Annotated in this window: 16 protein-coding genes and 1 pseudogene; 8 read left to right on the top strand and 9 right to left on the bottom strand. The window is 35.2% G+C overall.

What is annotated here, in order from left to right:
• The first annotated feature begins 118 nt into the window (after nt 1-118).
• Together ABXT67_RS10725 and ABXT67_RS10720 are read left to right on the top strand one after the other, a co-directional pair.
• Entirely contained in the window at nt 119-1,012 is an 894-nt protein-coding gene (locus tag ABXT67_RS10725) for a DnaJ C-terminal domain-containing protein (protein WP_415373990.1), read from the top strand.
• 1 nt (nt 1,013) lies between these two features.
• Complete coding sequence (locus tag ABXT67_RS10720; RefSeq protein ID WP_415373989.1) at nt 1,014-1,307, top strand: chaperone modulator CbpM; 294 nt, start codon at nt 1,014-1,016, stop codon at nt 1,305-1,307.
• A 9-nt stretch (nt 1,308-1,316) separates the two neighbouring features.
• Here ABXT67_RS10720 and bshC read toward each other — a convergent pair whose 3' ends face one another.
• Complete coding sequence (gene bshC, locus ABXT67_RS10715; RefSeq protein WP_415373988.1) at nt 1,317-2,912, bottom strand: bacillithiol biosynthesis cysteine-adding enzyme BshC; 1,596 nt, start codon at nt 2,910-2,912, stop codon at nt 1,317-1,319.
• Nucleotides 2,913-3,121: 209 nt separating this feature from the next.
• On the opposite strand from bshC, the gene ABXT67_RS10710 reads away from it, so the two are divergent.
• Nucleotides 3,122-5,623, top strand: coding sequence for a M14 metallopeptidase family protein (locus ABXT67_RS10710; RefSeq protein WP_415373987.1), 2,502 nt, complete (start codon nt 3,122-3,124; stop codon nt 5,621-5,623).
• Nucleotides 5,624-5,703: 80 nt separating this feature from the next.
• Here the strand turns inward: ABXT67_RS10710 and ABXT67_RS10705 are convergent.
• The 3 genes and pseudogenes from ABXT67_RS10705 to ABXT67_RS10695 all read right to left on the bottom strand — a co-directional run bounded on the left by ABXT67_RS10705 (nt 5,704) and on the right by ABXT67_RS10695 (nt 7,843).
• A pseudogene (locus ABXT67_RS10705) lies at nt 5,704-6,168 on the bottom strand (phophatidylserine decarboxylase associated domain-containing protein).
• A gap of 585 nt (nt 6,169-6,753) precedes the next feature.
• Nucleotides 6,754-7,356, bottom strand: coding sequence for a hypothetical protein (locus ABXT67_RS10700; RefSeq protein WP_415373986.1), 603 nt, complete (start codon nt 7,354-7,356; stop codon nt 6,754-6,756).
• 4 nt (nt 7,357-7,360) lie between these two features.
• The gene (locus ABXT67_RS10695; RefSeq protein ID WP_415373985.1) at nt 7,361-7,843 is read right to left on the bottom strand and encodes an RNA polymerase sigma factor; all 483 of its coding nucleotides are present in this window, start codon (nt 7,841-7,843) and stop codon (nt 7,361-7,363) included.
• 737 nt (nt 7,844-8,580) lie between these two features.
• Here ABXT67_RS10695 and htpG point away from each other — a divergent pair.
• Together htpG and ABXT67_RS10685 are read left to right on the top strand one after the other, a co-directional pair.
• Nucleotides 8,581-10,470, top strand: a complete 1,890-nt coding sequence (gene htpG, locus ABXT67_RS10690) for a molecular chaperone HtpG (RefSeq protein WP_415373984.1) — start codon at nt 8,581-8,583, stop codon at nt 10,468-10,470.
• A 168-nt stretch (nt 10,471-10,638) separates the two neighbouring features.
• Nucleotides 10,639-14,187, top strand: coding sequence for an HYR domain-containing protein (locus ABXT67_RS10685; protein WP_415373983.1), 3,549 nt, complete (start codon nt 10,639-10,641; stop codon nt 14,185-14,187).
• Between the two features lie 83 nt (nt 14,188-14,270).
• Here ABXT67_RS10685 and ABXT67_RS10680 read toward each other — a convergent pair whose 3' ends face one another.
• From ABXT67_RS10680 to ABXT67_RS10665, 4 genes are read right to left on the bottom strand one after another with little or no spacing between them, the layout of a single operon-like run.
• Nucleotides 14,271-14,945 (bottom strand): response regulator, encoded by a 675-nt coding sequence (locus tag ABXT67_RS10680; RefSeq protein WP_415373982.1) that lies wholly within the window; start codon nt 14,943-14,945, stop codon nt 14,271-14,273.
• Nucleotides 14,938-15,729: a sensor histidine kinase gene (locus ABXT67_RS10675; RefSeq protein WP_415373981.1), complete on the bottom strand. Its 792-nt coding sequence runs from the start codon at nt 15,727-15,729 to the stop codon at nt 14,938-14,940. Before ABXT67_RS10675 ends, ABXT67_RS10680 begins: the two co-directional genes overlap by 8 nt.
• Nucleotides 15,708-16,367, bottom strand: a complete 660-nt coding sequence (locus ABXT67_RS10670) for a hypothetical protein (RefSeq protein ID WP_415373980.1) — start codon at nt 16,365-16,367, stop codon at nt 15,708-15,710. Before ABXT67_RS10670 ends, ABXT67_RS10675 begins: the two co-directional genes overlap by 22 nt.
• Before the next feature lie 2 nt (nt 16,368-16,369).
• Nucleotides 16,370-16,795 (bottom strand): hypothetical protein, encoded by a 426-nt coding sequence (locus tag ABXT67_RS10665; RefSeq protein ID WP_415373979.1) that lies wholly within the window; start codon nt 16,793-16,795, stop codon nt 16,370-16,372.
• Between the two features lie 184 nt (nt 16,796-16,979).
• On the opposite strand from ABXT67_RS10665, the gene ABXT67_RS10660 reads away from it, so the two are divergent.
• Together ABXT67_RS10660 and ABXT67_RS10655 are read left to right on the top strand one after the other, a co-directional pair.
• Entirely contained in the window at nt 16,980-17,330 is a 351-nt protein-coding gene (locus tag ABXT67_RS10660; RefSeq protein ID WP_415373978.1) for a MauE/DoxX family redox-associated membrane protein, read from the top strand.
• Nucleotides 17,331-17,401: 71 nt separating this feature from the next.
• Nucleotides 17,402-18,025 carry an alpha-ketoglutarate-dependent dioxygenase AlkB family protein gene (locus tag ABXT67_RS10655; RefSeq protein WP_415373977.1) on the top strand — a complete coding sequence of 208 codons (624 nt, stop codon included), beginning with the start codon at nt 17,402-17,404 and terminating at the stop codon, nt 18,023-18,025.
• On the opposite strand, the gene ABXT67_RS10650 is transcribed toward ABXT67_RS10655, so the two are convergent.
• A complete protein-coding gene (locus ABXT67_RS10650) occupies nt 18,018-18,797 on the bottom strand; it encodes a S1/P1 nuclease (protein WP_415373976.1) in 780 nt (259 codons plus the stop codon). The two genes, ABXT67_RS10655 and ABXT67_RS10650, sit on opposite strands and share 8 nt — an antisense overlap.
• A gap of 580 nt (nt 18,798-19,377) precedes the next feature.
• Between ABXT67_RS10650 and ABXT67_RS10645 the strand changes: the two genes are divergently transcribed.
• Nucleotides 19,378-20,238 carry an SPFH domain-containing protein gene (locus ABXT67_RS10645; protein ID WP_415373975.1) on the top strand — a complete coding sequence of 287 codons (861 nt, stop codon included), beginning with the start codon at nt 19,378-19,380 and terminating at the stop codon, nt 20,236-20,238.
• Nucleotides 20,239-20,392: the final 154 nt, after the last annotated feature.

Below are 20,392 nucleotides of genomic sequence, written 5' to 3'. Positions count from 1 at the left end.
AAAATCAAATTAATACCTTTGAGATATAAGCCATAGTTGGTTTCAATTCATTTTTATCTTTTAAAAAAAATGATCGATAGGATAAAAAAGACTTTTAGATTTAAAAAAATAGTTAAATATGGTGTTTATAGATTATTATAAAATTTTGGGGATCGATAAAAATGCGACCGAAAAGGATATAAAGAAAGCCTACAGAAAAATGGCGCGCAAATATCATCCAGATGTAAATCCAAACGATGACGAGGCTGAAAAAAAATTCAAAGAAGTAAATGAAGCCAATGAAGTGTTGAGCAATCCAGAAAATCGAAAAAAATACGATCAACACGGTAAAGACTGGAAACACGCAGACGAAATTAACAAGCAACGACAACAACAATCCCAACAGCAGCAAAGCTACAGGCAGGGTGGATTTAACCAAGGAGGTGAAGATTTTTCAGACTACTTTGAAACTATGTTTGGTGGTGCTGGGAAATCAAGCAGACAAGGCCAAAGACGACCTCAATTTAAAGGACAAGATTATAATGCAACATTGCAACTCAATCTTACCGATGTTTATGCAGCGCAAAAACAAACTCTTACTGTAAACAATAAAAAAATTCGGATTGCCATTCCTGCTGGTGTGGAGGACGGCCAAAACATTAAAATTAAAGGGTACGGAGGAGAAGGCATTCAAGGAAGACCAAAAGGAGATTTATTGATCACCTTTAATGTACTCAACAACACGGCATTTAAACGTGTAAAAAGCACCCTTTACAGCACTGTTGAAGTGGATTTTTATACCGCAGTTTTAGGCGGAGAAATAACGGTAAATACTTTTAATGGTCAAGTAAAATTGAACGTGAAGCCCGGTACTCAAAACAACACGAAAGTAAAATTGAAAGGAAAAGGGTTTCCAGTGTATAAAAATGAAGCCGTTTTTGGAGATCTTTATATTACCTACACCATAAAAATACCAACAAAAATTTCAGAAGAAGAAAAAAAACTATTCGAAAAATTATCAAAACTAAGATAATATGGAACATCAAGAATATATCGCCGTAGCTCATCTCTGCACGCAATATAGCGTCAAAGAAGAATTGTTTACTAATTTAAAAGACACAGGGCTTATTAAAATCACAACTATTAAAAAACGTCCTTGCATTCACATAGACAGTATTCAAACAGTTGAAAAAATTGTACGGCTCCATAAAGATCTAAATGTAAACCCAGAAGGCATTGATGTAATTCTCAATTTACTAGAAAAGATAGACACACTTTCAGCAGCCCTTAATGAGCATAAAAATAGATTGAAGTTGTATGAAGAATAGTCCTTCTAATTAAAATTCCAAAATTGTAAAATCGTGACACAACGGGTCTAAATTTTCTTTTAAAACTGTAAACAGATCATCGCCGTAGTCCAAATAGAATTCTGAAAAATTAGTAACGCGTTCTTGTAAATTTTGATTCGGAAAAAGCGAATCTTGAATCTCAGTAAGTCTTTCTAACTGCTCAGAAAGCTTCCTTTTTTGAGCCTTCAACAATCTCTTTTCTAAATATTCTAAGCCGTTAATTTGCTTTTTTTCTTGAGCTCCCACTGCGCCTTTGAAGGAAGCATCGGTTTTTTTAGCCAATACATATAAATCTTCAAATTGATTTTTCAACAATTCTTTTTGCGGTGTGAAATCAATTTTAATTTCTGAAACTTTTTTAGTAAAAGTAGCCTCTAACGCCTCTTGCTTCTGAAATAAATGAGAAATAGCGACCTCTAATTTCTTTAATTTCTCTGATTCTTTTTCAGAAATTAACAGCACAGAATTACGTCTTAACAAAATAGGAAACGGCACCTTAACTTCTTCAAAATAATTTTTTAACTGAAACCAATAAGCAAGTTCTCCACCTCCACCCGTGTAACAAAGGTTGGGTAAAATTACTTCTTGAAATAATGGACGCAACAAGGCATTGGGAGAAAAACGCTCAGGATGTTGTTGCAGTTCTTGTAAAATCGCCTCTTTTGTAAAAACGATATCCGTTTCATTGACGTAGAACTTTTGATCCACTTCAACAATACGTTCGCGGATTCCTTCCTTTAAATAAAACAAATTGATTTCACGAGGATGCACCTGCTCCTTGTATCCCTTATGCAAAAGGCGTTCAGTCGTTTCGGTTACTTTTTTGTAGGCTGTTTGTTGAAGTAATTCCTTTTCTGCATAGGGAATAAATGCTTTTTTTAAGTTTGCATCATTCCCGTCTATAATGACCAATCCATATTCCTTAAAAAGTTCATTTCCCAAAAATCGTGTGGCAGCATCTAAGGTCTTATGATTGCAATATGAATCTTTAAATAGCTGTAGGAGTCTTTTTCCAAATGGAGTGACACCAAAAGTTTTTTGAAGTAATTTAGACAGCTCCTCTAAACCCTCAGTAGTTAACTCCCCTACAGCACCGCCATCTTTTCTATTCCAAGGAACCTTTTTTCCTCTAAAGTTGAAATGGTTAATCTCCTCAAAATCGTGGTCTTCTGTCGCCATCCAGTATAAGGGAACCGTGTGTGTCTTTGGATAGCTTATATTTAATTGTTCAGCAAGATTAATAACTGAAAAAATCTTGTATAAAAAATATAATGGCCCTGTAAAAAGATTGAGCTGATGCCCTGTGGCTACTGTAAAAGTGTTTGGTTCTAAAAGAGAATTAATATTTGCCTGGGTTGCTGCTGAAGCTTTAAAACCAGCGTATTGTTGTTTGAGTTGTTGTACTAAGACTTCACGCGATTGCTGTTTAAAACCAGCCGCTTTTTCGGCCATTTGTATTTTAAAATTTTCTAGTTCCGGAAACCTTCCGTAGAACGATTTTAACGATTCTTTTTCGGCTAAATAATCCAATATCGTTTGGGATTCATAGCGCGTTTCGGCATAGCTTAGTTTCGTTTTCTGCATGGGTTTTTTAAAGGCTGTGTCTTCAAAAATAGCGGATAATTAAGAATTCGGAATTATGAATTATGAATTTGGCAAAAATTTAAGTCGGTTATTGAATATTAAAAATTCTTGTTCGCATTTGGGATATGTAAAATCCTGTATCTTTAGAATCCAAAAAAACGCTTTGTTTGGTCCACTAAAACCTTCCATAACAATAACAAAAACCAGCTATGCTTCAAAAAATCTCAATTGTTTTTTTATTTATTTCTATTTCGGTTCAAGCACAATTAGAATCCCCAGCCGAATTCCTAGGCTACGAACTCGGCACTCAATTTTCAAGACATGCCGCTGTGGTGGCTTATTTTGAACACGTTGCAGAAAATAGCCCAATGGTAAATTTTGCCGAATATGGAAAAACAAATGAACGCAGACCTTTAACCTATGCTGTAGTCTCTTCCGCAGGTAACATGAAGAGCTTAGAAAGCATTCGCCAAGATAATTTAAAAAATGCGGGCGTACTCTCAGGCACAGCGAACCCTCAAAAAGCGATTGTTTGGCTAAGTTATAATGTGCACGGCAATGAAGCTTCGAGTTCCGAGGCGGCTATGAAAACCTTATATCAGCTTATTACTCAAAAACAAGCCTGGCTAGAAAACACAGTCGTTATTATAGATCCTTGTGTAAATCCAGATGGACGAGACCGGTATGCCAACTGGTACAACCAAGTAAAATCTACCCCTTATAATGCATTACAGGAAGCGGCAGAGCACAATGAGCCTTGGCCTGGCGGTAGACCTAACCATTACCTCTTTGACCTTAACCGCGATTGGGCGTGGGCAACACAAGTAGAAACGCAACAACGTTTAAAAGTTTACAATACTTGGATGCCACACATTCACGTAGATTTTCACGAACAAGGAATTAATGAACCGTATTATTTTGCGCCTGCGGCAGAACCATTTCACGAAATAATCACCCCTTTTCAACGTAATTTCCAAACGGAAATAGGTAAGAATCACGCAAAATATTTTGACGAAGAAGGTTGGTTGTTTTTTACGCGAGAACGTTTTGATTTATTGTACCCAAGTTATGGCGACACCTACCCTACTTTTATGGGTGCCATTGGGATGACTTATGAACAGGCAGGACACGGCCGTGCTGGTTTAGGCATTAACACAGATGAAGGATATGAACTTACCTTAGTAGACCGTGTAGCACATCATACCACCACAGGGCTCTCTACGGTAGAAATGGGTTCAAAAAACGCTGCTGAATTAAATACTGAATTCAAAAAATTTTTTAAAAATGAGGGTCTTAAATATAAGAGCTATGCATTGCAAGGACACCCTGATAAAATCGCAGCCCTCACCGAACTCTTGGATAAGCACGAAATAAAATACGGCTATTCCAATGGAGGATCTATTACTGGATATCACTTTAACAGTAGCGGTCGTGGAACTATAAATGGCACTGGAGCCTTGGTGGTTTCTACCAACCAACCTAAAGGAAAAATGGTGAAAGTTTTGTTTGAGCCAGACGCAGCATTGTCTGAACCTTTAACCTACGATATTACTGCTTGGAGTGTCCCTTATGCCTATGGATTAGATGGTGTTGCTTCTGAAGTTTTGATTGCAGCAAATGGAACCAGTCCCGTCGTAGTGAACGTTGCAATACCTCATAAAGCGGCTGGCTATATTGCAGGGTGGAACAGTATGAAAGACGCGGCCTATCTGGCTGAATTATTACAGCATAACATCAAGGTGAGGTTCACAGAACAACCTTTAAAATTTAACGGAAAATATTTTGATCGCGGTAGTTTAGTAATTACAAAAAGTGACAACCGAAAGAATTCAAATTTCCATGAAAAATTGGCTGAAATTACAGCAAAACACAAACGCACTTTATTTGCATCCAACACTAGTTTTGGAGATACTGGAACAGATTTTGGGTCCCCAAACATTAAGATGATCAACCCTCCTAAAATAGCCATGCTTCGTGGCGAAGGGGTTTCATCTTTAAATTACGGAGCAGCATGGCACTTTTTTGAGAAGCAATTAAAATACCCTGTAACGCATATAGATACAGATCGTTTTAATCCAAAAAAATTGGCGGCTTACAATGTACTCATTATGCCAGAAGGCAGATACAGCAGCATGCTTAATGAAAAAGCGCTGGGCAGTCTAAAAGAATGGATTCGTGGCGGTGGTAAAGTAATTGCTATAGGACGCTCAGGAGGAAATTTTGAAGGAAAAGAAGGTTTTGGCATCAAGAATAAAACCAGCGACGATAAAAAAGAAGATGCAGAAGCAGACTTAACTGAAGAAGAAATTGCAGAACGATTAATTCCTTATAACCAGCGAGAACGCAGCAATGTAAAAAACTTTATTACCGGAAGCATTTACAAAGTAACCCTAGACAATTCGCATCCAATGGCTTTTGGCTATGGTGACACGTATTATAGTCTTAAACAAGGAGCAACTGCATATGAGTTTATAAAAAAGGGGTTTAACATTGGTTATATAAAAGGAGATGCCGTAAGCGTATCAGGATTTTCTGGAGCAGCCGCAAAAGCAAAACTTGAAAATACAATGATTTTTGGAGAGGTCAGAATGGGTCGTGGTAGCATTGTATATTTAGTAGACGATGTACTCTTTAGATCCTTTTGGGAAAATGGGAAGTTGTTTTTTGCGAATTCCATTTTTATGGTGAATAATAATAAGCCATCGCTTTAACGAAAGGAGAAACCTGACTCCCGCAGGCAGGAACGAAATCATAATGTGTTAAGGGGTTTAGGCAATTTTATAGAGAATCCCTAGTGCATTGAATCTTTTTCTTTGTCGGCTGCAGTGACAAATGTATTAAGGTTATTAGCGGTTACTGAAGCGGGACTCAACCAACCAAAATTTGGATTGTTCATGACCACGTCCAAAGAGGATTTACTATCCAAATAATCACACCAAGTTTTTAAAGTTCCGCGCAAAGCGTTATTAAAACTGGTATTTCTAAAAACACATCAACCACTAGGAGTAGCCATCATGTAAACAAACAAACCAGACATTGGGAAAGAAGAATGAGGCGTCTTTGGCATAAACTTAGGCGCCTGTAGGATCATAAAATTTAATGTAATCAAAAGGGTTTGTAAAGTAGCTACGTAATATTTTGCAGTGGGTTCGTATTTTGTATAAATGCTTAAACCTTCTTGTATCATAGCAGACACTTCGTCATTTAAATTTTTGTCATTTTTAAGAATTGTTGCGAGTGCATTGACCGATGGCAATAAACTAAGATCATCACCTTCGTTAGCTTTTTTAGAAGTGGCAACTTTAACTTGATCATTTAACCAAGTGCCTATTTGCTCTAGGTCCTTAGGTATGTAACCCGCAACAGTTCCAAACCTGCTTTTAAACTGTGTTTCAAATTGTTTCTTTGATATGAGTTGAACTTCATTGTCCTTTTTAGAATCCAAAATATTTCTTTTAGTTAATTAAATTGAAATTCAAAATTTCAATAAGATAAAAGTAAAACGAAGGAATTATATGTAAAATACTTAAAATCAAATGGTTATATAAATAAAAATACACGGGACAATTATTGGGACTTGCTAATAAAAAAATGGAAGGTAAACAAAACTATATTTGATGCTATTTGAAGAATGAATTTACAGAAAACCGACCTTTAATTTATACGCTAATTTCTTTTTAATAAAGTTGAATCTGCTGCTTACACAAAAAAACACCAATCCTCAAATTGGTTTCTAGAGTCATCTAATTTGCAGAATCGAGGTCTTATTTTAATACTTAATAAGAATCAGCCTTTTCCAAAACTGTGTCATAACATTTAGAAAAGGTACCTAGCACTTATATCAATCTCCCAACTCCATTAACGTAGCCTCTGCAGATGCTGTTGTTTTTTTATACCAAGAATAGCCGTAGCGAGAGAACAGCAATACACCTATCGTTAATAATCCAACAAATACCCACAACCACGGGCTGTGTTCTTTTAAGAAAAAATCTTCATTATCGGAAATCATGGAAGTTACAGGCAAGGTTACAAACAATGTAATTAACGCGTATACTCCAGAATAACGTTGCAGGAATAGCAATCGCTTTTTTCTTTTTGCAAATTCGGTGAGTAGTGTTTTCTGGTTGCTAACGGCAATTTTTAAGCTGTTCATTCTTTTTATATTGAGTATGGCTATGCTAGGAATTATTAGATAACAAACGAGCGCTACAATACCACAAATTAACAGGTACCAAGTGTTCATTTTATCCAAATTAAAAAGCACTCCCACCCCAAAAATAAGGCAAATTGCAAATCCAACAAGTTCAATTTTCATCATCTTACTAAATGTGTTTCGGTATTTTTGTTCTGTCATTTTCATAATATTTTGTTGGTTTACAATTTCTAATTTTTCTACACGGGCACTCATATCATTCCAGAGTGATTTCATTTCTTCTAGCTCCATAGTATTATTCTTTAATTAATTCTTTCAACTTTTGTTTGATTCGCCCCATTCTTGTGCCTACATTACTTTCAGAAAACCCTGTAATCTCTCCTATTTCTCGGTAATTCTTTCCTTCTAAAAAGAGGACTATAATTCCGCGCTCAATAACTGTGAGCTTTTTTATTGCAGTATATAAATGATTGCTTCGTTCTTCCGTAACTGCACTGGTGTCATCTGGAATATCTGGCAACTCAAAGGAAGTAATGCTATGTTTTTGTCGTTTGCTTTTATTAAGATAAGCTATGGCAGTATTCATAGCGAGTCGGTACATCCAAGTGCTAATTTTTGCATTTCCTTTAAAATTCTTGATGGATTTGAATAACTGAAATACAATCTCTTGATACAAATCTTTTTGATCCTCAGCATCGTCTACATACACGCGGGTTATTTTATAAATAAGCCCTTGATGATTTAGAATTAAATTTACAAAATCCGGTGTTTTGTGCATTTTAAAAATTGTTTCACTCTATAAGTACAAACAATTACAAAAAAGCACAAAAAGTTTAAAAAAGCACCTTTTTATCAATTAAAACGCTAAAATACAGGAAACTATAATTGAATGGGATCTTGGTAATTAGTGTAGAAACAAAAAGAGAAGCTTTCGCTTCTCTTTTCTAAACAACCTAACCAATAAAATAAAATGATTCACAAGTGTGAATTATTATTACTCTAAATATAGACTACAAATATAATCACTTTGTTTAAATATAAATCTTAAAGTTTAAACAAAGTAATGTTAATTTTTTAATTTCAATTGTATGATGACACCCAGGATATGCTCGCTATTCTTTTCAGCAAAAAACATAACAAATAATAAACCACCTCGATGCATGCTCAGATAGTATTAAAAAAACAAAATCCCAAACCTACCTGTCCTCAAGGCAGGCCCTAAAATAAGACAGGAATGATGAAAGCATCGAGAAATTAGCTCCTAAGAGATTAAATGTCTTAAAACATATTTGTTAAGCATTACAAACAGGGTTAAGTAAAACAAACCATCAAAAGTCACTGAGTGATTTTTGATATGTTTTCCGAAAGGAAAAATATATCAAAATGATGCTGAAGTGACATCCTGTCACAAATAAAACCTTGGTACTCATTTTGAAAACATAGAACACAAATATGTAAGAGTTTGGCCGAACAAATGCCAAACTCTTACACCTATAATAATTTAAACTTTTTTACATGAGTACAGGAACAATTAATGTTGCGGTTGAAAATATTTTCCCGCTCATCAAGAAATTTTTATACAGCGACCACGAAATATTTTTACGGGAGCTAGTAAGTAATGCCACAGATGCCACGCTTAAACTAAAGCACCTAACAAACATAGGGGAAGTAAGTGTGGACTACGGAAATCCAAAAATTGAAATTAAAATAGACAAAGAAGCAAAAACGCTACACATCATCGACCAAGGTATTGGGATGACTGCGGAAGAAGTAGATAAATACATTAACCAGATCGCATTTTCTGGAGCGGAAGAGTTTATTGAAAAATACAAAGACACTAAAGGCGAAGATGCTGGAATTATTGGTCATTTTGGTCTTGGTTTCTATTCTGCATTTATGGTGGCCGCGAAGGTGGAGATTTTCACCAAGAGCTACAAAGATGCACCCGCTGCACATTGGAGTTGTGACGGCTCTCCTAACTATACGATAGAAGAAACTGACAGAACTGAAAGAGGTACTGAGATTGTTTTGCATATTTCTGAAGATGAATTGGAGTTTTTAGAAGAATCAAAAATCACAGAATTGCTAGTGAAGTATAATAAGTTTATGCCAATCCCAATTAAATTTGGGATGAAGACAGAAACACTTCCAAAGCCTGAAGATGCAAAAGAAGAAGACAAAGCGCCAACACAAGAAATTGATAATATCATCAACAACCCTGCTCCCGCTTGGACAAAACAACCTACCGAGTTAAAAGACGCAGATTACTCAAAATTTTACCGTGAGTTGTACCCAATGCAATTTGAAGAGCCTCTTTTCAATATTCATTTAAATGTAGATTATCCATTTAATCTTACGGGGATCTTGTATTTTCCAAAGATGAGCCAGGATATGCAGGTTCAAAAAGATAAGATTCAATTATATCAAAACCAAGTATTTGTAACAGACAATGTAGAAGGAATTGTTCCAGAATTTTTGACGATGCTTCGCGGAGTAATTGACTCCCCAGACATCCCGTTAAATGTTTCAAGGAGTTACTTGCAAGCAGATGGTGCGGTAAAAAAGATTTCTAGTTACATCTCTCGTAAAGTTGCAGACAAACTGAAAAGTCTTTTCAAAGAAAATAGAGAAGATTTTGACAGCAAATGGAACGATATTAAAATTGTGATCGAATACGGGATGCTAACCGAAGATAAATTCTTTGAGAAAGCACAAGATTTTATGCTATACCCAACGGTAGACGGTAAGTATTATACGTTTGCTGAATTACAAGAAAATCTAGCAGCATCACAAACCGATAAAGATGAAAAATTAGTATTGCTATATGCTAGTAATAAAGACGAACAACACAGTTATATCCAGTCTGCTAAAGACAAAGGCTACGAAGTATTGTTATTGGATTCTCCTATTATTGCCCATTTAATACAGAAAATGGAAACAAGCAAAGAGAAAATTTCTTTTGCTCGTGTGGATGGAGATCATATTGATAATTTAATTAATAAGGATGAAGAAGCCATCTCTAAATTAAATGATGAGGAGAAAGAAACGCTGAAAACCTTTTTAACTGCAACAATTCCAGCAGAAAAGTTTTCAGTACAATTAGAATCCATGGACAGTGCTGCAAATGCCTTTACGATTACGGAGCCGGAATTTATGCGTCGTATGAAAGAGATGCAACAATCTGGTGGCGGTGGAATGTTTGGTCTAGGCGGAATGCCAGATATGTACAATCTCATTGTAAATACTAATAATGAATTGGTTTCTGAAATTTTAAACACGAAGACTGCTAAGAAAAAAGAACGTTTGGTAAATCAAGCCTTAGATTTGGCAAAATTGAGCAAAGGTTTATTAAAAGGGGAAGATATGACGAAGTTTATAAAACGAAGTTATGAGATGATTAAATAATACAAGCATAAAAAGTGTTCCCACTTTTATATTTAACATTAATTAAAAAAACCTGTTAGCGATTCCGTTAACAGGTTTTTTTGCATTACATAGGAAATAGCTGATATTTAATAAAATATATTTTTAAAAATGATAAAATGAACCTATTTTGTTGAAAAAAACCTTCTTATGAAAAACAAGTACGCTATTATTTTATGCTGTTTCTCTTTTCTACTTTCAATAGCAACTACGTTTGCAACTAACAACGCTGCATTAAATAATGATAAAAAAGAATCAAATCACCTAACTACTTCAACTAATGATGGAAACATTACGGTAGTTTGTCAAAATTTTATTGCGCAATTAGATGCTTCCGGAAATGTTACTATTCTACCAGAAGACATTGATGGTGGATCCTTTTCAGACACAGGCCTAGTAACATTAAGCATAGATGTGAATACATTTACCTGTGCAGACATAGGTCCAAACACAGTAACTTTAATGGTGATGGATGGTGATGGCGATGTAGATTCGTGTCAAGCAACAGTTACTATTCAAGATGCCATTTTACCCACTGCAGTTTGTCAAAATATAACCATATCATTGGATCCTGCTGGAATCGCAATAATTACCCCTTCACAACTAGACAACGGTAGTTTTGACAATTGTTCCATTGTTGCTACGACTATAGATTTTGACACCTTCACTTGTGCAAATCTAGGAAACAATACAATTACACTTACTATTGAAGATAGCAGTGGTAATATTGACGCTTGCACTGCAACCGTAACGGTATTAGAAAATCAAATGCCTGTAGCGTCCTGTCAAAACATTAATGTATTTCTAGATGCATCTGGTGTTATAACTATTTTGCCCTCAGATATTGATAATGGAAGCTTCTTTGGTTGTGATAATACAGCCGTCAATCTCTCTCTTAACAATGACACTTTTGATTGCTCAGACATAGGTACAAACGCAGTACTACTTACCGCAGAAAATGGCGGTATGACCGCAACCTGTAACGCTGTTGTAACCGTCTTAGATATAATTGCTCCAGAGGCAGTTTGCCAAAACATCACCATTGAGTTAAATCCAGCTGGAGTGGCTACTATTTTGCCTTCACAAGTAGATGGTGGAAGCACAGACAATTGTACCATAGCAAACGCATCAATAGACATCGATATGTTTGACTGCAGCAACCTAGGAGACAATAACGTTACATTAACAGTTACAGATACTAGCGGAAATTCAAATACCTGTGTTGCCATTGTTACAGTGGTTGTAGGTGGAACTCCTACTGCTATATGTCAAAACATTACGCTATCACTAAATGCAATAGGTATGGCTACTATTGTAGCATCAGATATAGATAATGGGAGTACCGATAATTGTGGTGGAACAGACATTACCTTAGAGGCTAGCATTACTGAGTTTGATTGTTCGAATGTTGGTGACAATAATGTAATACTTACGGTAACACAGCTCAATGGAAACACTGCCACGTGTATGGCAGTTATTACCATCTTAGACGATATTTTACCCGCAGTACAATGCCAAGCAATTACAGTCATATTAGATGCTAGTGGAAATGCTACCATTACCCCGGCAGATATTGACGATGGATCCTTTGACAACTGTGGCTTCACTTTAGCAATAGATCAAGATACTTTTGATTGCACTAATGTGGGGGCAAATGCCGTAACATTAACCGCAACAGATGACGCTGGAAATATAAACAGCTGCACGGTTTTAGTAATGGTAATAGATGATACATTACCAGAAGCTCTTTGTCAAAGCTTGACATTGACCTTAGATGCTTTAGGGATGGCAACGATTGCACCTGGAGACATCGACAATGGCAGTAATGATGCCTGCGGAATTGATACACTAACTCTAGACATTGACACATTTGATTGTTCGAACCTAGGTGACAACGATGTAACACTAACAGTTACCGATGTAAATGGAAATGTAAGCACCTGTACTGCAGTTGTTACTATTGAAGACACCACACCACCAGAAGCTATTTGTCAAAACATTACAATTACCTTGAACGCAATGGGAGTGGCAACTATTGAACCTGAAGATATTGATGGCGGCAGCAATGATAATTGTGGGAGCTCCACTTTAGTTCTAACGGCAGACATAACTTCTTTTGACTGTTCAAATGTTGGTGACAATACCATTACCCTAACCGTAACTCAAAATGACGGAAGTACCGCAACCTGTGAAGCAATAGTAACGGTTGAAGACACCGGTTTACCAGTTGTTACTTGTAATGACATTACCGTAGCGCTCGATGCTATGGGAATGGCTACCATTACTGCGGCAGATATTGATGATGGAAGTTTTGATAATTGTGCAATAGACTTATTAAGCATTGATGTTGATACTTTTGACTGCACTAATATAGGTCCCAATGTTGTAACGCTAACCATTGCAGATACCTCAGGAAACACAGCAGAGTGTACTGCTATCGTGACTATTGTAGATGATGAAGGACCCATTACAAATTGCCTAAACATAAGCATCGTTTTAGACGCTATGGGAATGGCATCAATAACAGAAGCAGATATTGATGCTGCGAGTAGCGACAATTGCGGAATAGACACCATTACCATAGATCAAACAGACTTTGATTGCAGTGATGTGGGTGAAAACGAAGTAACGCTCACAATTATAGATGTAAACGGAAATGAAAACAGTTGTATAGCGATCGTTACCGTAATAGACAGTGAATTTCCAGTGGCTATTTGCCAAAATTTAACGGTACAATTAGATGCTATGGGAATGGCAACTATTACTGCGGCCGAAATTAATAACGGAAGTACTGATAATTGTGTGATAGCTAATATTGAACTAGATATTACGGAACTAGATTGCACCAATTTAGGTGAAAATGAAGTTACCCTTAGTATTACAGACACCAGCGGTAACACCGCAACATGTGTTGCTACTGTAACCGTTTTAGAAGTCGTGCTTCCTCCAGTAGCAGTTTGTCAAAGTATAACAGTAGTCGTAGAAGATAATGGGTCGGTAACTATAACACCAGAGGATATAGATAATGGTTCTTCGGGGCAAAGTTGTTTAGATGGTTTAAGCTTAGATATTGACACCTTTACTTGTTCAGACATAGGAACACCAGTCCAAGTTACATTAACCGTTACAAATGCTGAAGGAGTTATTGATTCTTGTATAGCAATCGTTACAATAGCAGACAGTTTACCACCGGTTATCACCTGCCCACCTAACCAGACAGTAATATCTACAGGACCTTACGAATTACCAGATTATTTTGATACGGGAGAAGCAACCGCAGTAGATAACTGTTCAGGTATCCAAAATCTTGACCAAGACCCAGCGCCAGGTACACCTTTACAACAAGGCACGTATATCATAACCATGACAGCAGAAGATGAAAATGGGTTTGAGGGTGAATGTGAGTTTATACTAGTCGTTAATGATTTGCTAGGCAACAATGATCCATCATTATCTATAACAACCATAAGTACCTATCCTAATCCAGCATCCAATTTAATAAATATTAGCAACCCACAATTAATACAAATATCAAAAGTGAGCATTTATGACCTTAACGGAAGGTTGGCACTAAATGAAAACATTTCAATACTTGAAGATATTTCTCAAATTGACATTTCACGGTTACAGAGTGCTGGATATATTTTACTAATTGAAAGTGAATATGGGACTATCATTAAACAATTAGTAAAAGAGTAATTTTATTATTTACAAAAAAAGGACTTTCTCTAATAAAAGAAAGTCCTTTTTGCATATAAAATTTAAATTCTTAATTACCTCTTTTAAAAAGGAATATCTAATTTAACAATATCATTCTGTAGTGCAAATACCACAAGACCTGCGCTATTTTTAGAATCGGTTTTGAGAAACAAACTATTTCTATGACCTTCTACTGTTCGTGGACTAATAAAGAGACTATCTCCGATTTCTACTGTGGTATATTGCCTACAAATAAGCTCCAATACTTCCAACTCTCTTTTGGAGATAAAACTCTTATCAAATTTAGACATTGGTCTGTTATTAAAACCTCCTAAAAGTCCTTCTTGAATATACTTAAAAACCTGATCATCATAATAAAAACCTTTGGACGCAACCTCTTGAATAGTCTTGACCATAAGACTTGGGGTACTGTTTTTTGCAAGATATGCAACAGCTCCTATAGAGAACATATTTAATATAAAGGGTTTGCTAAAATAACTAGTAAGTGCGATAATTTTTACCTCAGGAAATTCTTCTATTATAATCTTAGTGGCTTCTACCCCATTTAATTCAGGCATCTTTAAATCTATAATAACAATATCAGGCAAAGTATTAGCCTCTCTTAATTGCGAAACTAAATCTGCCCCATCAGAAGAATCAAAAAGAATTTCAAAATCTTCATGTTTACTTAAAATCGCTCGTAAACCTTGTCTAAAAAGCAATTCGTCATCTGCTAACACTAAGGTTATTTTATTCATCTTTTCCATTTGTCTTTAAAATAAAATTACTGCCAACGCCCAAAGTACTTTCTGCAGTAAGTGTTGCATTTAAAATAGCTGCTCTACTTTTGATATTTTGAATACCCAATCCAGCTTTTTCTTCAAAATCTGTAGTATCAAAACCTACGCCATTATCTTCAAACTTTAATAAAAACCCAGAGTCTGTAGCGTTTAAATTGATTTGTACTTGCGAAGCGTTTGCGTGCCTTATGGCATTATTTATTAATTCCTGTACAATTCTAAAAACATGAAGTTCATTAGATTTTAGCACCAATGGAAGCCTATTAATTTCATAAAGAACTTGAAGCTTATTGGTTCTAATATAATCATCTAATAATTCTTCCAGAGCAACCTCTAATCCAAATTTATCTAAAATAGGTGGCAAAAGATCGTGTGCGATTTTTCTCGAGCTCTCCAAAGTCGTAGTGGTAACCTCTAAGATATGATTCAATGATTTGTAATGCTCCTTTGAGAACGCAGTGTCATCTAATAACATATTGGTTGTTAAACTCACAATATTAAGTTTAGAACTAATATCATCATGTAAATCTTGTGCAATACGCGTGCGCTCCTCTTCTTGGGTTGCAATGGTTGCTTTCAAAACATTTTTTTGATGGTATAGTTTCATTTCAATTTTTGAAACTTGCTCTTGTACAATTTTCTTTCGGGAATAATGAAAAAATAGCATCAAGCCCAAAAGCAATAGCGAAATAAACACTATCCCATAAGCAAGTACAGCTATTAAGGATTCTTGGTTTTCCATTTTGAGATATTAATTTTCCATTCTAAAAATATAAATGTTTGATAAATAAGCACAAGTAAAATATTAATATTCCATATATTATTGCTTAACCCTTCAGGCAAATCTTTACTCAAAGCCAAATAGTTTCCTAAGAAAAATATAAGAGTACTCATTGATAAATAAATCAAAATACCTGCATTTACATATTGGTATGTCCCTTTTTCTATCAAAGAGTTATAAAGATGAATGATAGTAAATACCACCAATGTAATAGCGGTTACAAAAACTTCCAAAAGACTAAATTTAAAAAAGATTGCGGGGTCAATAATAAAATTAATTATTATTATCAACAACACTAATATTTGTAAAAACCTTACAAGTTGTTTTTGCTTTTTCTTAAACAAACAGTAATAAAACTGCGACAACAAAACAAATTGTGATATAAAATAAAAATGAGATATAAATAAATTATTCCATTTATGAGTAGCGTAAAATGTCATTGTCAAATTAATAATAACAGTCAACCCTAAATACAATGTTAAAAAACTAAATGCCCTATCAGCTTTAACTTTAAACCAGTAAACAGCATATAAAATCCCAACTATTAATGAAAATATTGAAGCTATATTATCTAGGCTCTCGTTTAGTAAGTCAATCAAAATTATGAATGATAGAGCGGACTTTTAACATCGCATTTCGTTGGACAAGGCCTCGTCAAATCAAATGCACCAGATCCAAGTAATGTAACTTTTAGTGGGTTTGGGGTTCCTTTAACTTGATCCTCACCATCAACAGTTCCAACTAATACTAATTTATCTTCATTTACCGAAGGCTTATCGGGGTCTGGTCCAATGGCTAAATAAGCACGAATACCGTCTGCGGGATCCGTAACGCCGTGGGTCGTTAAATTGCCTTTTGCATCTTTTTGTAAAACACCAAGCTCTGTTAATAATTCCAATAAATCAACAATTGGAATTGAAAAAGCTTTTGTTTCATTAGGGTGCGCTGTTTGATATGCTGCTGTCCAATCACTTGCTTCTTTTGCGGTGATTCCATTTTTTGGCAATTTTTCATCTGAAAAACTCATAAAATTTATTTTTTGAATAATTAATAACCGAAGGTCTGCATTTTTTTTCTGATTTTAAAATTTAAAGCGAAAAACAGGGGTTTATACGGGGTTGACTAAAAATTTGTTTTTGTCTGTATATTTAAAGCTCTAGTAATTTAATTGGCTATTTTTACAGCTATAATCTTTTAACAAAATTGATCTTATGCTTCCTTGGCACCAATATCTTTTAGGCGTTATTTTTATTGTCGCCGGAGCAAATCACTTTAGACAACCTAAAGTTTATGAGCGCATAATGCCGACCTACATTCCAGCTCCTAAATTAATGGTAATACTTAGTGGGATTGCTGAAATGTTAGCAGGATTTATTTTATTAAATCCAAAAACCGAAACTACCGGGGCCTACATGATTATTGTCATGCTTGTATTATTTTTCTCAGTTCATGTTTATATGTTACAAAATGAAAAGGCTTCTCTTAAATTACCAAAATGGGTACTTATTCTTAGAATTCCGTTGCAATTTGGTTTAATTTATTGGACCTATCAGTATGTTTAAAAAAGAGTGGAGAACCAAGAGGTGAGACTAAAAAAAAACATTTGTATCCCTATTTAAGATTTTAAAATTAAATGATAGATTTATTTTCGTCCGCGAATAATGAGCGTAAGGTTCTACTTCCTTTAAAAGATGCAGTTGCTTGGTATTTTCCAAATTTTTATTCCGTAGAAGATGCAAAAAAAATTCAAAGCATACTTGAAAAAGACACCTTATGGAAAGCTGACACAATCACCGTTTTTGGAAAAACGCACCATCAACCTCGCCTAACAGCATTATACGGTGAAGAAGGAAAACCTTATTCCTATTCAAACGTAGTAATGCAGCCTAACGCGTTAACGCCTGTTCTCAAAAAAATAAAATCTGATATTGAGAATGAAAGCAATGCAACATTTTCTACCGTATTACTCAATTTATATCGAGATGGAAATGACAGCAACGGTTGGCACAGTGATAATGAAAAAGAACTAGGAGAAGATCCTATTATAGCCTCTCTTTCATTTGGAGAAAAAAGGGTTTTTCATTTGAAACATAAAAAAGATCCTACATTAAAATATAAAATCGAATTAGAACACGGCAGTTTATTACTTATGGGCAGTGGATCTCAAACCAATTGGAAACACCAATTACCAAAATCAAAACGAAAAATGCAGCCTAGAATTAATTTAACCTTCAGAAATATAGTATCTATTATTTAAAAAGCTCATTTAATAGACCAGCTAGTCGTATGCCTCCCTTTTGCATTTGCAATCGTGCTACATTTACATAACGATACATATATTTATAACTTAATTTCTGGCCTACTTCGGTATTTGCGTATATATCTTCGCACAATCCACGACTTTCATACATCCAATCCATTGGCGTGCTATTTTGGATAGTTTCAATTTCATTTGCAGACAGGTAATCTGCATTTTCAGCCAATTCAGTAAACGACATTTCATAACTTTCTATCAACTTTGTATCCCAAACGGTATGTAAATTAGTGCCATCTCCAAACCATCGCACTTGGAAATCATTTCCGCCCTTATCATCTGCGATACCCACGTGAAGCGGCATATGTAAATCCCCAATAAAATGGACTAGCATACGCAGGAAAAACGACTTATCCTTTTGACTAGCGTTTTCATCTTTTATTACGTCCACACAATACTGTATTCCCTGTATTAAATCTCCCCTACCACTTTTATCAACAACTTCATAGCTTCCGCCAAAAGGGAAGTTAACATAGTGCCAAGGCCCGTACTTTCTATATTGGTCATCACTTTTTATCTCATCACCATAGGTAGAAACAAATGCAAGTGAGGCTCCATTTAATAATTTTTTTATTTTTTCTTTAACTTCCTTAGTCAAATATTTTTCAGCAATCTCACCTGTAACTCGATGCCCAGTTCTACCCCAATCGTCGGTAGCAAATAAAGGGTTTGTTATGAGAACGAAAAGCAAGAATAATGAGAACGCATTTTTCATAGGATATCTATATTATTTTCACAAATATAAGGAACGATTATGATTAGTCAGGGAAAATAGATTTACTTGACTGATAAAAAAAATAAAATCTGTCGCGCACAAATATCACAACACTTCAAAATGTCTGTTTAGAGGACAGTAAGAAGAATTTCTTAAATGTTTTTTCTGCCAAAAAACGTTTCTCCTCTGTGAGTGGATTATGGTCTAAGGACAACCCCATCAACGAATAGTCTTGTTCTTCATATTTTCTAGAATTGGTTTTGATTACATTTTGTGATTTCTGTTTTCAATAAACGCCCCGAATCTGCCTCGAGTTACTGTGCTCGAATTGCAGGGGTCATTAAACCAAAAATGATTAAAAAGGATGTTTCCATGGATTTTCAAGCAATGCATTTAAGAGAACAAAAAGATACTATCAAATTACTTTAATAATCAACTAATTAATGAAGTCCTCACAAATATAAAACATACAGCAATCTTTTTTCAAATATATGAGGCCAAGAATATAAATTTGGTTGTTTATAAAAAAATAACCTATATTTGTTTAATATCATTTTAATATCATTTTAAATTAAATATTATGACAAACGAAAAAACGTCTACTCCACCAAGCGGATACGCTATGTTGTTATTATTTCTTATCCTTTTTATTTTTGGTATCGGCGGGATTATCGCATTTCGACACCCATTATTTGGACTCTTAATTCTCACTGCGCTAATTATGATTCCGGGTTTTATTATGGTAAACCCTAACAGTTCCAGAATACTTTTACTTTTTGGGAAATACATTGGCACCATCAAGAATAATGGGTTGTATTGGGTAAATCCTTTTTATACAAAAACAAAAATTTCTTTAAGAGCTCGTAATTTTGATAGTGAACGTCTTAAAGTAAATGACAAGATGGGAAATCCAATAATCATTAGCACCATTTTAGTTTGGCGCGTCCAAGACACTCATAAAGCAGCTTTTGATGTTGATAATTATGAGAATTTTGTACGCATCCAAACCGATGCTGCTGTTCGTGAACTAGCGAGTAAATATCCCTACGATAATTTTGCAGATGAAGGACTAGATGAAGACATTACACTTAGGAGTAGTATGAGTGAAGTCAACGAGGCACTAGAATTAGAACTCACAGAAAGACTAGCAATTGCCGGTATTGAAGTGCTAGAATCAAGAATTGGTTATCTCGCTTATGCCAACGAAATTGCGAGCGCAATGCTAAGACGTCAACAAGCTACCGCAATTGTTGCAGCAAGACACAAGATCGTTGAAGGTGCAGTAAGCATGGTAGAAATGGCCTTAAACGAACTTAGCAAAAAACAAATTATAAATTTAGACGAAGAACGCAAAGCCGCGATGGTAAGCAATCTAATGGTTATTTTATGCAGTGACAAAGATGCAACACCGGTTGTAAATGCAGGAACTCTTAATCATTAATGAATGATGAGGGGTGAAAACTATAATTAATTACATTTTGAAAATGAAAGAATATAAAATGTTACAGTCAATGTTTAATTGGACGCAAAATATTCAAAATCTTGAGTATCTACATAATTCATATGCCCGCCAAGGCTGGATCACAAAAGACGGG

Origin of the sequence: Patiriisocius sp. Uisw_017 (assembly GCF_047731265.1) — a bacterium.
Taxonomy (GTDB): Bacteria; Bacteroidota; Bacteroidia; order Flavobacteriales; family Flavobacteriaceae; genus Patiriisocius.
Note: the sequence above shows the minus strand (reverse complement) of the source record. Positions and strands in the feature narration are given on the sequence as shown.